Source organism: Chitinophaga sp. YR627 (assembly GCF_900114995.1).
In the GTDB taxonomy this organism is placed as follows: domain Bacteria; phylum Bacteroidota; class Bacteroidia; order Chitinophagales; family Chitinophagaceae; genus Chitinophaga.
In genome coordinates this window covers 15,892-30,232 of the sequence record NZ_FOUX01000009.1, presented here as the reverse complement: position 1 = coordinate 30,232, position 14,341 = coordinate 15,892, and the positions used below count along the sequence as shown (strand labels likewise).

The following is a 14,341-nucleotide window of genomic DNA, read 5'->3' as shown; positions in this document are numbered from 1 at the left end:
TATGCTTCCTGATCGCCATTTATTGATTAGATTAGTATTTAATCTTTTAGGCGTCCATTTAAAAACTCACTAGACTATGAAACTTTGCGTAGCGCAGGCAAGAGCGGTAAAAGGGGACATCCTGAGTAATATCGAAAATCACAAAAAGATCATCGATCTTGCGGTATCCAATGGCGCAGATACTATCATCTTCCCCGAATTATCTATCACAGGTTATGAACCCACCCTGGCAAAAGAACTGGCCACAGAGCTGCATGACGAAAGACTGAATGTCTTTCAGGATATCAGTGATGAAAAAGCAATTACCATCGGGGTAGGAGTACCCCTGAAAACGCCTACTGGCATTACCATCAGTATGGTGCTGTTCCAGCCGCAGGAAAGCCGGAACGTATATGCAAAAAAATACCTGCATGCAGATGAAGACCCCTATTTCGTCAGCGGAGAAAGCAGTCTCAGTCTGCTGGGAGAAGACGGAGATGTGGCACTGGCCATCTGTTACGAGCTATCCGTTCCTCAACATGTAGAGGACGCTTACAAATGTGGTGCACAGTTTTACCTGGCCAGTTCTGTAAAATCGACCGGGGGTATTGAAAATGCCATTGCCCGTTTGTCCAGAATAGGCAGTGAATACGATATGATGGTCTTATTATCTAATGCAGTAGGAGAATCAGACGGTTTTCTGTGTGCCGGCAAGTCTGCTGTATGGGATAGTACCGGGGCTGTCCTGGAGCAGCTGGATGCTACCAGTGAAGGTATCCTGATACTGGATACAGACACCCGTACTGCGATGTCAGTTACTATCTGACACAAAAAAGCGTCCCCCGCTAGAGAGACGCTCTTTCTTGCTATAATGAAATGGATGATTATTGTTTTTTCTCCAGCAGTTTGAAGAACTGATCCAGCTGAGGAAGGATCACGATACGTGTACGACGGTTAGTCGCGCGACCTTCAGGTGTATCATTGCTGGCGATTGGCAGATATTCGCTTCTACCCGCAGCAGTGATATGAGCCGGAGGAATAGCATAGTCATTCTGTAATACCCTGGTTACAGCAGTTGCTCTTTTCACACTCAGATCCCAGTTGTCCAGTAATACCCCTTTCTTATAAGGATTGCTGTCGGTATGACCTTCTACCATGAATTCGATATCAGGCTGGTTTAACAGTACTTTAGCCACTTTACCGAGTACTTCCTTCGCTTTTGGTGTTACATCATAACTACCGCTTTCAAACAACATCTTATCAGAGATATCAATATACACTACGCCTTTTTCCACTTTGATGTTGATATCCTTATCATCCAGGTTACCAATAGCACCTTTCAGGTTCATTACCAGTGCCATGTTCAGGGAGTCTTTACGTGCAATCGCAGACTGCAGGTCCTGTATGTAAGCATCTTTGGCACCAATGTTATCCAGTGATTTTTTGATACTTTCTGCCTGTGAATTACTGATCACAGAAAGGTCTTTCAACTGATTAAGTAAGGTGCTGTTATTTTGTTTGAGTCCTTCCACTCTTTCTTCACTTACGTTTCTGCTGCGCTCAAAAGCAGATGCGGTATCACGCAGACTGCGCTGGCAATCTTCCAGTTTACCCTGTAAGCTTGCATACTGCGATGATAGTTCCGCGTACTTCGCTTCAGAAGCTTTAAACTTCTTCGTGCTCACGCAGGAAAATAAGAAAATTGGAAGGGATAATGATAGTGCTATGAATCTAAGTTTCATATAAATTGTGTTTGTTTTTAATGACTCTTGCTGTTGTTCTCTTTATTGCCCATAAATCCAACACCATGCCACTTTTTGCTACGCACTCATGTATATTCCTGTTAAATTGTTAAAAGACATCAACTAATGGGAAATTCGCAATTCATTATATTGTCTTCTCATAGCTGAAAAGCCTAATCTGATTGTTCTATTTTAGTAGCCGTAGAAATTTTATTTATCCACGAACTCTCGGGTCTCAAAATCTAAAAATCGTATTCAGACATTATGAAGAATGTATTCTTTTTGCGTCTTGCATTGTGCATGCTATTGGCAATGCCGGCAATGGTAAAGGCGCAGGTGAAATCAACCGCAAAGCCACTCGCAACATTACAGCAGGAATTTGTTGATCTGCGTTTTGGTATGTTTATTCACTTTAACATCCCAACGTTCGCTGATCAGGACTGGCCTGATCCGGAAGCACCGGTATCCCTGTTCAATCCTAAAAAGCTGGATTGTAACCAATGGGCAGCCACCGCAAAAGCAGCTAATATGAGCTATGGCTGTCTGACCACCAAACATCACAGTGGTTTCTGTATCTGGGATACCAAGACGACAGATTACAATGTGATGAACAGTCCTTACAAGAAAGACGTTGTAAGGGAATATGTGAACGCATTCAGGGCCAAAGGACTGAAAGTAATGCTGTATTACTCTATCCTGGATACCCACCACAAACTGCGTCCGCATGATATTACCCGTCAGCACATCGATATGGTGAAAGCACAGCTGACCGAACTCCTGACCAACTACGGCGAGATCAGTGCACTCATCATCGATGGATGGGATGCTCCATGGTCCAGGATCTCTTATGATGAAGTGCCATTTGAGGAGGTTTACCGCCTCATTAAGACCCTGCAGCCTAATTGTCTGGTGATGGACCTCAACGCGGCAAAATATCCGACAGAGGCCCTGTTTTACACCGATATCAAATCTTACGAGCAGGGTGCAGGTCAGCACATCTCCAAAGAAGCGAACAAACTGCCTGCATTATCCTGTCTGCCAATCAACAGCGCATGGTTCTGGAAATCTGATTTCCCGGCTACCCCTGTAAAAGATCCGGCAAAACTGGTGGATGAGATCCTGGTACCGCTGAACAAAGCATGGTGTAACTTCATCCTGAACGTAGCGCCAAACCGTGATGGTCTGATCGATCCTAACGCTGTAAAGGCACTGGAAGAAGTAGGAAAGCGCTGGAAAAACACAGGTGCTATGCCGGCTCTGACACCAGCAGAAGCGCCGATCATTTCTTCTAATATTGCCAAATTCCAGCGTAGCAATTCCAGCTGGAGCAATGATATGAATATCATGGACTTTGGTAATGATGACCGTTTCGGCAGCAGCTGGCAGTCTAATCCGGTTGTAAAACAGCCATGGTATGAGATCATTTTTGATAAAGACAAAAGCTTCAATATGATCACCATCGTTGAAGACGGCAGCAATATCAAAAAATACCGCCTGGAATACAATGAAAACGGTGTATGGAAACCAATTACACAAGGTGAAGGCGGCGGTCGTGTGAGAATCCACCGTTTCAACAGAATATGGGGTGGTAAAGTACGTATCCTCATCGACGAGTTCAAAGATGCTCCTGCGATCGCAGAATTCGGTATCTTTGATGAGAGAAGATAATCACTGTTTATAAAGTTTATCAGAGAGGCTTTATCCTACGTCGATCTTTCGTTTATGAATGAAGGATCATTGAAGGATAAAGCCTTTTTAATGCCTGTTTGATTACACACGATAACTGTTACACGAATGCATCTTATTATGTTGCCTGTCGCATCATGTTGCTGTCTCTCTTCCTGATATTTAGTTGTCTGATTGATAACAAAATTCTCTGCTATCTAAATTGCTTTTGCGTATTTACCCCGGTGTCCATACTGCGACGCTAATATCCGGTACCCGCCAAAGAGATGGCAGCGAAACGTGGTTTATACGAACAGAACAATGGACACTATCAGACAAGCGAAGGCCGTCCGCCAGAGGTGGACGGCCTTAGGTTTATACATAGTCTATATTCGGTCGTCGTCCAGTAATATGCTTCCAAGGCAGATCATCGTGACGTCTTCGATCAGTCCGACGATGGGGTCGGGCGTACGGGTGATCTGTCCGATTTTCTTGCGGGCATAGTACGTTACATAAGCCCCGGCGCAGGCAGCAGCAGCACCCACAAGCGCTCCCAGCCACATATTCTTCTGTCTGCGTTTACTCACCACAGCACCGGTAAAAGCCCCTGAAATGCTTCGGGCTACCAACCCTGAGGGAGCTATTCTGTCACCAATACCCGGTAGTTTATCCACATAAGCCTCACCGGCAGCCATCATGGTCAGTACTTTATTTTCCGGAAACAGTAATGCCGGTGCTAAGGTCGCACGTGATCCGGCGATGACACTTACTCCCGCGATAACGGCAACATCCCTGGTAGTCTTTTTCATCCTGTCTGGTTTAAATGGTGAACGCTTAATTAATTGCGCGTAAAATCATACCAGTTTCGTAGTCAGTGAGTATAAACAGGCTGAAGGGCAACCTGATGCCAGAAAGAGAGCAGTTGTTTTTGCGTATTGATCATTGATAGCAATAATGCGCCCAGTCCACTAAATCAGCGAATGTTGATAAGATCTGAGCGCGCTGCTTAATGCATTGAACACTAATAATTAGAGGCGTGTGTGCGTCGCACTCATGTGGTGCTTCAGGATAATTGTGTGTAGATTGTACTACATTCTGGCATCTATTTTGGGATAGGGACAGTACGAATGGCCTTTCTTCCATTATTTGACCCAGCTTTATATTTTCCCTCACTTCTTTTTCTCCATTGATGATTGTCATCTGTTTCAGTGCCGGACCTCATCCAGGTGCAATCTAACCCGTATACAACGATATCCCCTCTACATCAGCGATAGTCAATTCTATCATCCGCAAACACGATCTTATACCAGGCGCAACAGGTCGTGGAAAAATTCCCACGTTTCATGGAAAAAATAATTAATATTATGTTTTATTATCAGACTATCACATGGCAAAGTACCTGGATTTTTTACAGCAATATCCAAAGCACCTGGGTGATCCTCAGGGAGTTAATGCAGAAGAGATCAAAGCGATTGAGTTACAGTATAATGTAAAGCTTCCCTTAGCCTACGTGGAATTCATCACCATATTCGGAAAGAAAAAGGGACGTATTCTGAGAAATTATTCAAGTGAAGTATCTTATCTGGCGCAGAACAGGAAAGATGCTGTCAAATCATTGACAGACACTGGCTCCACAGCCTTTGTAATCAAAGACAGTCACTTCTTTTTTGGCCAGTGGCAGGGGCTTTCCTCTTATTTCTTCGATTGTGCGTCACAGGAAGACGATCCTGCTGTTTATGTACTGGATGCGGGTAAAGCTGATGTTTTTAAACCCTCCTTTTCCCAGTTGATCAGGGAAGAGCTGAATAAAGTATTAAAGTTTGATGGCGTTATTAAGAAATAACGGTTTGTTACTCTACTCTTGTCACATCCGATAGCTTTACAAGTTGGGGCATTGTACAGATCGCAAGACACAATATTGCCGGAGGTGTATCATTTGTGTGCATGGTAAATGCAATGGCATCTCCGGGTTGGTATGCTGTCGGTAATACCGTTGTGACGGTACTGTCCGATCCAATGATATTCACCTTGTAAATTCTGCCGCCTTCCATTGAAGAGCAGCAATTGTCCGATTCAGTTATGATCCCTTTAAAAATCCTGTTATGCTCTTTTGAGCAGGCAAATGCTGATATTAGGGTACAAATAGCAATAATACGTTTCATTTTCGTTTAGTCTGGTTGATTGATCACGGGGTTGCAATTGTCAGTTAAACGCACTGGCGGACTCAAAAGTTACAGCGCTCAGCTGTGACGCGTTTAGGAAGTAAAGGAAATTTATCATGAACACGATACTTACAGAACAGGAAGCGATACAATTACAGGAAGACTTACGGTCCAGGGTGATCAGGAAAGACGAGCTGCCTGCTGAAATAAAGCTCATTGCAGGTGTTGATGTAGAGTATGATAAGGAAAGCGACCTGATTGCAGGTGCTTTTGTCATACTTGATTTTAACACACTGGAAGTCGTGGAAGTGGCTACGCATTGTATGCAGGTTACTTTCCCTTATATCCCCGGTTTGTTTTCTTTCCGGGAAATGCCGGTATTGCTGGAGGCCTGGAAGAAACTACAACACCGGCCTGACGTCATTATCTGCGACGGACAGGGAATCGCGCATCCCCGCCGCTTCGGACTCGCCTGTCACATGGGCGTACTGCTGGATGTCCCTACACTGGGATGTGGTAAAACCCGTTTGTTTGGAAAGTATGAGGAGCTGGCTGCTGAAAGAGGCGCTGTCAGTCCTTTACTGGCGGAAGACAATGGTGAGCATATTGGTAATGCCCTCAGAACACAGGAAGGGATCAATCCTGTATTCATTTCCACCGGTCATAAAGTCTCTCTGGAGACAGCTACAGCCCTTGTACTGAAGATGTGTGTAACATACCGTCTGCCTGAAACAACCCGCAAGGCAGACCATTACGGAAGGGAAGCCTTTATCGCATTCAGAGAAAATCAGTAGAAGGAGCTTTTGTGATAAAATTTATTCTGCTATCTTAACAGGCAACCAGCATTAAATCGTCACGTCAATGAAACAAAGGCTCCTTTCGCTCGACTTCTTCCGCGGATTAACTGTTGCTGCCATGATATTGGTAAATAATCCGGGAAGCTGGTCGTATGTCTATCCGCCACTGGAACATTCAAAATGGAATGGTTGTACACCTACAGACCTGGTCTTTCCCTTCTTCCTTTTTATGGTCGGGGTATCGGTCACTTTTGCGCTGAGCAGCAGAAAAGCTGATGTCAGCGGACATACCTCACTGATCATTCATATCATCCGCCGTGCGGCGATACTTTTTGCTATCGGACTCGCTTTTCGTCTGATCCCCTCTTTTGACTTCCGCAATCTGAGGATTTTAGGCGTATTACAGCGCATTTCTATCGTTTTCCTTGTTATCTCCTTATTGTACTTAAAAACGGGCGCAAAGACCCGTATATGGCTTTGTTTTTCGTTTCTGGTGATCTACTGGCTGCTGATGACAGTGGTACCGGTACCCGGATATGGTCCGGCTAATCTGGAAGCGGAAACCAATCTTGCTGCCTGGATAGACAGAACAGTACTGGGTGAGCAGCATCTCTGGAAACAGGCCCGTACCTGGGACCCTGAAGGATTGCTTAGTACACTGCCTGCGATATCCACAGGATTGTTAGGTATTATGACCGGCGACTGGTTACGCAGAAAAGATGTTGCAGATGCGGAGAAGGTGTCCTGGTTATTTGCAGCAGGTTTTCTGTCAGTGATAGCGGGATTGATATGGGATGGCTTTTTCCCGATCAATAAATCATTATGGACAAGTTCTTTTGTTTTGTATACCGGCGGACTGGCCGCTATGGGTCTCGCGCTTTCTTACTGGCTCATTGATGTGCAGCAATACAAGCGTATCACACCACCTTTTGTAGCCTTTGGTCGTAATGCGATCACAGCCTATGTTTTATCCGGCGCCATTCCTATGATATTTAAAGGTATGTCAGGTGGCATGTTCCGCACATATGGCAGTTTCTTATCTCCATTCAATGCATCCCTTGCAGCCGCGATCACATTGGTGATCCTGATGTTCATACCAGTATGGATCATGTATAAAAGAAATATAATCGTAAAAATCTGACGCGAACGAAAATGTTATCACCGGGCGGTATTTTTTTTGTATTATTAGGAATCGTCTTGATAAACTAACTGCCAATGCAATCGGAGAGTCACGTGTTATGGTGGAATGCGTTTAAACAGGGAGATTGGGACGCCTTTACTGCGCTCTACGGTGAATTTTATGAATTGTTGAACAATTACGGCCGCAAATTTACGCAGGATGCGGATCTGATCCAGGATGTGGTACATGATCTTTTTGTAAGACTATGGACTACCCGCGCACGGCTGGGCAATCCGGCCTCCGTGAAGAATTACCTGTATAAAGCGTTACGCTCTACATTGTTTCGTAAAATACAATCCCTGTCTAAATTTGTAGAACTGGATAATGCATCCGGACAGGGAACTTTTGCTGTCAACTTTATACCTGATGCCTCTTTCCGCCAGGAAGAACAGGAACTCAGAAATCAGGTCATCGCACTTGTCAATACACTGCCTGCCCGTCAGCAGGAAATCATCTTTCTCCGTTTTTATGAAGGCATGTCCTATGAGGAAATATCCGTCATTATGGACATCAATATGAGCTCCACATATAAATTATTATACAAGGCCCTCGACAACCTTCATAAAGTGTCAGATAAACGCTTCCTGACCTTCCTAAGTATTATGATATTCCTCTTTGGAAATTTTTCTAAAAAAATTCCGGTAACCGAGGGATAATTTCAACCATGTCATGTCTAATAGTAGTAAATAGGGGATATCGTGATGAACAATGAAAAATATACGACGTATACACTGGAGAATTTCCTGGATGATGATGCCTTCATTAAATGGGTGTCAGGCAAAGAGCAGGACGTTCTTGTAGCACAGTTCTGGAGCGAATTCCCTGTACAGTACCCTTCAGCTGCTGATAATTTCAATTTTGCAGTCAATGTGATCCGTACCTACCGTTCGCAGGAGATCTGGGAAAACAAGGACAACAAAGCGCATTTGCTGGACCGGATCACTGCTACCATTGCAGCAGAAGAATCCCGTCGTCCGGGTATCTTCCGCAGAATGAATGTATGGGTAAGAGCAGCTGCTATCGCTTTGATAGCCACTGCCGGCGGATATCTGATCTACAGTAAGCTGAACAGGCCGCACATGGAGATGATCGCAACAGGATACGGCGAGAAAAGAACGATCACCCTGCCCGACCATTCAGTAGTGACATTGAACGCCACCTCTTCTATCTCCTTTCAGGAAAAATGGGATACGATCGCTCCCAGAGAAGTATGGATAGAAGGAGAAGCTTTCTTCGATGTCAAACACCTGAACAGGGATACCACCAATGTAAGGCCCGGTCAGCGTTTTCTGGTACACAGCAACGGACTGACCATCGAAGTACTGGGTACTTCATTTAATGTAAGAAGCCGCCACGGAAAAACAAAAGTAGGATTGGTAACAGGTAAGATTCAGGTAGGGTTCAAAGAAGGACCGGCTGCACCCAAAGCAGTGGTCATGTTGCCTGGAGATTACATAGAGTATGCAGACAATCATTTATTGCTAACCAAAAAAATAAACAAACCAGAATCGATCAAACGTTGGATACAGGTACCACTGACGTTTACCGATGCCACTTTAGGAGAAATAATAGAGACATTACAGGATAATTACGGTTACACTGTAAAGGTCAGTGAACAATCCATCAAAAAGCTAAAGATAGAGGGAGATATTAACGTAGCTAATGTTGAAGAACTATTGACTGTAATTACTACTACGCTCAACGTCAGAATTGAACAGCCTTCAGAGAAGGAATTAATCATCGCTTCAGGAAAGTAAACGGTGTGAAAAACACACGCTTAACGCGGGAATACTAGGACACGTAAAAAAAAACTATGAACATTTTGAACCAAAATCTCGTTTTGGGGCTGCTCTCTTGTGCCCTGCTGCCAGGTATTGCCATATCTGTCAGCGCACAGACGCCCTCGATGTATGCCATGAGGCAGTCTGATAAGATCCCTGTAAAACACGTATCTGCCACTGTGTCCCTTAAAGAAGCTTTAATCAAGCTAAAGAAATTTCAAAATGTCCGTATCGCTTATAAAGAGGGATTACTGGATGGGAAACTTATATCAGCAGAACTAATGGAAAAGGCAGAAAGCATGGAGACTGAAGCAGCTTTACGTCTGCTGCTGTCTGATTTTGCGCTTGCTTATATGCGTGTAAATAAAACACAATATTCTATATATACACCTACAGTATCCACTATCCTTAATGTGAACAGTCTGATGGCTGATAAACTGAAAGGTAAAGTAACGGGTCCTGATGGTTCGCCTGTACCAGGTGCAAGCATCGTGCTGAAAGGTAATTCAAACGTGGCTGCAATGGCCGGTCCTGATGGTAGCTTCGAACTGAACCTTAAAGGCGCTACTCCGCCGTTTGTGCTGGTGATCAGTTCCATGGGTTTTTCCAAAAAAGAAGTAAATGTAACTGATGCGGATGCGCCACTGGCTATCAGTCTGGCAGAATCCAACGAATCATTATCCGAAGTAGTTGTTACTGCATTGGGTATCAGAAAGGAAAAGAAAGCCCTGGTATATGCGGTATCTGAAGTAAAAGGTAGTGAATTCACACAGGCACGTGAAGTGAACGTTGCCAATGCATTAAGCGGAAAGATCCCGGGTGTGAATGCAACCAGTCTGGCCAGTGGTCCAGGTGGTTCCAGTCGTGTGATCATCCGTGGTAACAGCTCACTGGGTAGTAATAACCAGCCGCTGTATGTGGTAAATGGTATGCCGATCGATAATACTACACCAGGTGGTGCTCCTACTACCGGTGGTGGCGGACAGAACGTGGACAGAGGTGATGGTATCGGTGGTATCAACCCGGATGACATCGAAACGATCAGTGTACTGAAAGGTGGTTCTGCTGCCGCACTGTATGGTTCCCGTGCTGCAAATGGTGTGATCGTGATCACTACTAAAAAAGGCCGTGCACGTAAAGGGATCGGTGTTGACTACAATACAACCATGACACTGGAAGCACCAGCTGTATTGCCTGAGTGGCAGTATGAGTATGGTCAGGGGGATAAAGGTCTGAAGCCAACTTCACAGGCAGAAGCGATCACTTACGGCCGCCGCTCATGGGGTACTAAAATGGATGGCACAGAGTATATCGCGTTTGATGGAAAAATGCATCCTTATACACCACAGAAAGATAATATCAAAAACTTCTACCGTACCGGATCTACCTTTACAAATACAGTAGCATTCAACGGTGGCAGTGAAGCAGTAAATTTCCGCTTCTCCCTCTCAAATACTAACAGTAAAGCCATCATCCCCAATTCAAAGTTCGACAAAAAAATTGCGAACCTGAACCTGAATGCTTTCCTGGGTAAAAAACTGAGCATAGAAGCTATAGCGCAATATAATGTTGAGAATGCAACCAACCGTCCCAGTTCCGGGGATGCCACCGGTAACCCCAACTGGGGCGTGTATATGGTCGCCAACACGGTTGATGTACGCTGGATGGATCCGGGTTATGATGAAACCGGTCGTGAGATCCAGTGGAACGAAACAGCCTACGCTTCCAACCCTTATTTTGTTGTCAACAGATTTAAAAACAACGATACCAAAAACCGTTTTATCGGTCAGGCCAGCGTTAAATACGATCTGCTGAAAAATCTTTATGTAAAAGGAACAGTGAGCCGTGACTTTTTTGACTACAACTACATCGGTATCATTCCAACCGGTACCGTATACACAACCGGTGCGGCAGGTGAATACAGTGAACTGAGAAATTCTGTAGCAGAGACCAACTCCATGGTGACCGCAGGTTACAATACCAAGATTGCAGGTAACATTGGTGTGAATGCTTTACTGGGTGCTAACGCCCGTCGTTTTAACACCAATCAGACGGCTATCGCAGGTACACAGTTCATCATTCCGTTCTTCTACAGCTCTACCAACCTGACCACCTCTACGACTACACCAACAAGAGGTAAAGTAGCGACCAACTCAGTGTTTGGTTCCCTGGATCTTGATTACAAATCTATCTTCTTCCTGAATGTTACTGCCCGTCAGGACTGGTTCTCCACACTGAGTCCACTGAGCAACAGCATTCTTTATCCTTCAGTAGGTGGTAGCTTTATTCTCTCTGATGCGGTGAAGATGCCGAAGGCGATCAGCTTTGCAAAACTGCGTGCTTCATGGGCACAGGTAGGTGGTGCAACGCCGGACCCTTACATCCTGAATCAGACATATACCATGTTACAGGGTGGTCACCTGGGCCGTCCGGTACAGCAGGTAACGCAGTCAAATGCGGTGAACCTGGTAACCAACTCCACCCTGAAACCATTGACCTCTACAACATATGAAGTGGGTGGTGAAGCGCAGTTTCTGAATAACAGATTGGGCATTGACCTGACGTACTACAAAAAACAGACAACAGACGATATCGTAAGCACTGCGATCTCTACCGCCTCTGGTTATAACAATGCCTTACTGAACGTAGGTAAGCTTTCTAACAGAGGTATTGAATTACTCCTGACAGGTACGCCGATCAAGCGTAAAGACTTCTCCTGGAACGTGAGCTATAACATGGCTTACAATGAGAGCAAAGTAGAACAGCTGGCTGCAGGTCTGAACACCCTGCAAATGGCAACGAGCGTGGGTAGCTGGGCATTTGTACACAATACAGTAGGACAACCTTATGGTATCATCATGGGTTACACCACTGTACAGAATGAAAAAGGACAGATTGTTTATAACAGTACTTCCGGTTATGAGCAGAAGAGTGAACTGAAAGCATTAGGAAGAGGCGTACCGCCACTGACAATGGGTTTGAGCAATACTTTTAACTACAAACGTCTGTCCCTCGACATCCTGGTAGACGGTAAGTTTGGTAACAAGGTATTCTCCGGTACAGATGTATATGCTACCCGTTTCGGTCTGCACAAGAAAACACTGGTAGGCAGAGAGAACGGTATCGAACTGAATGGCGTGGATGAAAAAGGAAATGAATATCATAACACGATTCCGGTAGCCAATCTGCGTCTCTACTACGATAACACCAAGAATTACACTGATCACTTCCTGTATGATGGCAGCTTTGTGAAATTACGTCAGGTGGTATTCAGCTATCAGATCCCGGTAGCGAAACTCAAAATCGTACAGAGTGCTTCCCTGTCTTTCGTAGCACGTAACCTGCTGATCCTTTACAAGAAGACCGACAACTTCGATCCGGAATCCAGCTATACAAACGGCAACGCACAGGGTTTCGAAGCATTTGGTATGCCTCGTACAAGAAGCTTTGGTGCTAACCTGATGGTGAAATTCTAATCTCTTAAAACTACTACGGATGAAAATGCGCTTTAACTTTCTCATATATACAGCAGTCGCTTCCATGCTGACCTTTCAGTCCTGTGATAAAGGATTCGAAGAAATGAACATCAACCCGGATGCATCTACTACCGTACAGCCTGAATATATGTTCAGCAAGGCTTTACTGGATGCTTTTGGTAACAGCTACTTCGCTACAGATGTACTGGCCTGTGGTGGCTCTATGCAGCATTTTGCGACTTATAAAGATGTACCGGGTATCGGTGATAAATATTATTTCCAGCAGGGTACTTATCCATACGACTATTTTACAACCGGGTATACAACTGCGGTGAATGAAATCGGTACTACCATCAACGCACTGAACCCTGATGTGCCTGCGGATGTGAATAAACATGCGATCGCACGTATCTTCCGTGTGTATATCATGCACCGTCTTACTGACCTGTACGGAGATATCCCTTATTCCGCAGCAGTAAAGGGATATACTGAAAATGATTTCACACCGGCATATGACACACAGGAAGCGATCTATAACGATATGCTGAAAGAACTGGATGAAGCAGCCGCAAAGCTTGATCCGGCGACAGCGACTTTCGGTGCAGGTGACTTTATCTATTCCGGTGATGTGACAAGATGGAAGAAATTTGCTTACTCCCTGATGTTACGTCTGGGTATGCGTATCTCCAGGAAATCTCCTGCTATAGCACAGACATGGGTGAAGAAAGCGATTGACGGCGGTGTGATCACAACAGATGCAGATATCGCTACGATGAAATATGTAGATGGCTCTCAGGCGATCAACCGTAATCCGGCAGCTGCCAGCATGTTGTCTAATGACTACGCGGTAGCGAATGGTAACAGCAATACAGAAGGTGGTAAACTGGCACAGACTTTCATCGATGTACTGAAGACAAATAAAGATCCCCGTCTGAATGTAATAGCCATCGTATGGAATGCAGGTAAGGCAGATACCAGTTCCGCTTTACAGAAAGGGATGCCAAATGGTTTGTTGAATAAACCTGCTGATTTTACCAGTTATTCAGAACCTAATCCGGCTACTATTTTACAATATAATGCACCGTTTATCATCATGAGTGCTGCCGAGGTAAATCTGCTGCTGGCAGAAGCCGCTGTAGCAGGATGGTGGGAAGGAAATGCTGCTACTGCTTTCTCAAATGCGATCGGCGCTTCTATGCGTAACTGGGCATTGTTTGGAAGCGGAGGCGTGATAGCACCAGAAAGAATTACAGCCTATCAGGCAGCACATCCGCTGACAGGTAGTACAGAAGCGATGAAGGCAATGATCGGTCAGGAGAAATGGGTGGCCTTATTCCTGGATGAGCAGGAGATACATGCTAACTGGCGTCGTACCGGTTATCCTGCACTGACACCGGTGAATGTAGCTGGTAATACAACCGGTGGTACTATTCCACGTCGTTTGCTGTATCCACCTTCTGAAGAAAGTGTGAACAGTGCAAGTCTGGCCGAGGCAATCGGCCGTCAGGGAGCGAATCTTATGACAACCCGCGTATGGTGGGATAAAAATAACTAATACC

General features: G+C 45.0%; 12 protein-coding genes. 9 read left to right on the top strand and 3 right to left on the bottom strand.

Going from position 1 to position 14,341, the window contains the following annotated elements; all coding sequences use genetic code 11:
- Positions 1-76: 76 nt before the first annotated feature.
- A complete protein-coding gene (locus BMZ72_RS35330) occupies positions 77-805 on the top strand; it encodes a carbon-nitrogen hydrolase family protein (protein ID WP_089816140.1) in 729 nt (242 codons plus the stop codon).
- 58 nt (positions 806-863) lie between these two features.
- On the opposite strand, the gene BMZ72_RS35325 is transcribed toward BMZ72_RS35330, so the two are convergent.
- Positions 864-1,721, bottom strand: a complete 858-nt coding sequence (locus tag BMZ72_RS35325; protein ID WP_089816138.1) for an OmpA family protein — start codon at positions 1,719-1,721, stop codon at positions 864-866.
- Between the two features lie 264 nt (positions 1,722-1,985).
- Between BMZ72_RS35325 and BMZ72_RS35320 the strand changes: the two genes are divergently transcribed.
- Complete coding sequence (locus BMZ72_RS35320; RefSeq protein WP_089816136.1) at positions 1,986-3,389, top strand: alpha-L-fucosidase; 1,404 nt, start codon at positions 1,986-1,988, stop codon at positions 3,387-3,389.
- A 383-nt stretch (positions 3,390-3,772) separates the two neighbouring features.
- On the opposite strand, the gene BMZ72_RS35315 is transcribed toward BMZ72_RS35320, so the two are convergent.
- Complete coding sequence (locus tag BMZ72_RS35315) at positions 3,773-4,195, bottom strand: hypothetical protein (RefSeq protein ID WP_089816135.1); 423 nt, start codon at positions 4,193-4,195, stop codon at positions 3,773-3,775.
- Positions 4,196-4,773: 578 nt separating this feature from the next.
- Between BMZ72_RS35315 and BMZ72_RS35305 the strand changes: the two genes are divergently transcribed.
- The gene (locus BMZ72_RS35305; RefSeq protein WP_089816131.1) at positions 4,774-5,229 is read left to right on the top strand and encodes an SMI1/KNR4 family protein; all 456 of its coding nucleotides are present in this window, start codon (positions 4,774-4,776) and stop codon (positions 5,227-5,229) included.
- Positions 5,230-5,236: 7 nt separating this feature from the next.
- Here the strand turns inward: BMZ72_RS35305 and BMZ72_RS36460 are convergent, their stop codons facing one another.
- Positions 5,237-5,437 carry an SRPBCC family protein gene (locus BMZ72_RS36460; RefSeq protein WP_143087870.1) on the bottom strand — a complete coding sequence of 67 codons (201 nt, stop codon included), beginning with the start codon at positions 5,435-5,437 and terminating at the stop codon, positions 5,237-5,239.
- 227 nt (positions 5,438-5,664) lie between these two features.
- Here BMZ72_RS36460 and nfi point away from each other — a divergent pair, with 227 nt between their 5' ends.
- From nfi to BMZ72_RS35275, 6 genes are all read left to right on the top strand, one after another.
- Positions 5,665-6,342: a deoxyribonuclease V gene (gene nfi / locus BMZ72_RS35300; RefSeq protein WP_089816129.1), complete on the top strand. Its 678-nt coding sequence runs from the start codon at positions 5,665-5,667 to the stop codon at positions 6,340-6,342.
- Positions 6,343-6,409: 67 nt separating this feature from the next.
- On the top strand, positions 6,410-7,486 hold the full coding sequence (locus BMZ72_RS35295; protein WP_089816127.1) for an acyltransferase family protein: 1,077 nt from the start codon (positions 6,410-6,412) through the stop codon (positions 7,484-7,486).
- 74 nt (positions 7,487-7,560) lie between these two features.
- A complete protein-coding gene (locus BMZ72_RS35290) occupies positions 7,561-8,181 on the top strand; it encodes an RNA polymerase sigma factor (RefSeq protein WP_089816125.1) in 621 nt (206 codons plus the stop codon).
- A gap of 45 nt (positions 8,182-8,226) precedes the next feature.
- Positions 8,227-9,282 (top strand): FecR family protein, encoded by a 1,056-nt coding sequence (locus BMZ72_RS35285; protein WP_089816124.1) that lies wholly within the window; start codon positions 8,227-8,229, stop codon positions 9,280-9,282.
- Positions 9,283-9,338: 56 nt separating this feature from the next.
- On the top strand, positions 9,339-12,782 hold the full coding sequence (locus BMZ72_RS35280) for a SusC/RagA family TonB-linked outer membrane protein (protein WP_089816121.1): 3,444 nt from the start codon (positions 9,339-9,341) through the stop codon (positions 12,780-12,782).
- Between the two features lie 19 nt (positions 12,783-12,801).
- Positions 12,802-14,337 carry a SusD/RagB family nutrient-binding outer membrane lipoprotein gene (locus BMZ72_RS35275; RefSeq protein ID WP_089816119.1) on the top strand — a complete coding sequence of 512 codons (1,536 nt, stop codon included), beginning with the start codon at positions 12,802-12,804 and terminating at the stop codon, positions 14,335-14,337.
- The last annotated feature ends 4 nt before the right edge of the window (positions 14,338-14,341 follow it).

Bases quoted from the DNA above. Each gene is read 5' to 3' on its own strand.
- BMZ72_RS35280 (WP_089816121.1), top strand. From the start codon at position 9,339: ATGAACATTTTGAACCAAAATCTCGTTTTGGGGCTGCTCTCTTGTGCC.
- nfi (WP_089816129.1), top strand. From the start codon at position 5,665: ATGAACACGATACTTACAGAACAGGAAGCGATACAATTACAGGAAGAC.
- BMZ72_RS35330 (WP_089816140.1), top strand. From the start codon at position 77: ATGAAACTTTGCGTAGCGCAGGCAAGAGCGGTAAAAGGGGACATCCTG.
- BMZ72_RS35320 (WP_089816136.1), top strand. From the start codon at position 1,986: ATGAAGAATGTATTCTTTTTGCGTCTTGCATTGTGCATGCTATTGGCA.
- BMZ72_RS36460 (WP_143087870.1), bottom strand. From the start codon at position 5,437: ATGGAAGGCGGCAGAATTTACAAGGTGAATATCATTGGATCGGACAGT.
- BMZ72_RS35305 (WP_089816131.1), top strand. From the start codon at position 4,774: ATGGCAAAGTACCTGGATTTTTTACAGCAATATCCAAAGCACCTGGGT.
- BMZ72_RS35275 (WP_089816119.1), top strand. From the start codon at position 12,802: ATGAAAATGCGCTTTAACTTTCTCATATATACAGCAGTCGCTTCCATG.
- BMZ72_RS35315 (WP_089816135.1), bottom strand. From the start codon at position 4,195: ATGAAAAAGACTACCAGGGATGTTGCCGTTATCGCGGGAGTAAGTGTC.
- BMZ72_RS35290 (WP_089816125.1), top strand. From the start codon at position 7,561: ATGCAATCGGAGAGTCACGTGTTATGGTGGAATGCGTTTAAACAGGGA.
- BMZ72_RS35325 (WP_089816138.1), bottom strand. From the start codon at position 1,721: ATGAAACTTAGATTCATAGCACTATCATTATCCCTTCCAATTTTCTTA.
- BMZ72_RS35285 (WP_089816124.1), top strand. From the start codon at position 8,227: ATGAACAATGAAAAATATACGACGTATACACTGGAGAATTTCCTGGAT.
- BMZ72_RS35295 (WP_089816127.1), top strand. From the start codon at position 6,410: ATGAAACAAAGGCTCCTTTCGCTCGACTTCTTCCGCGGATTAACTGTT.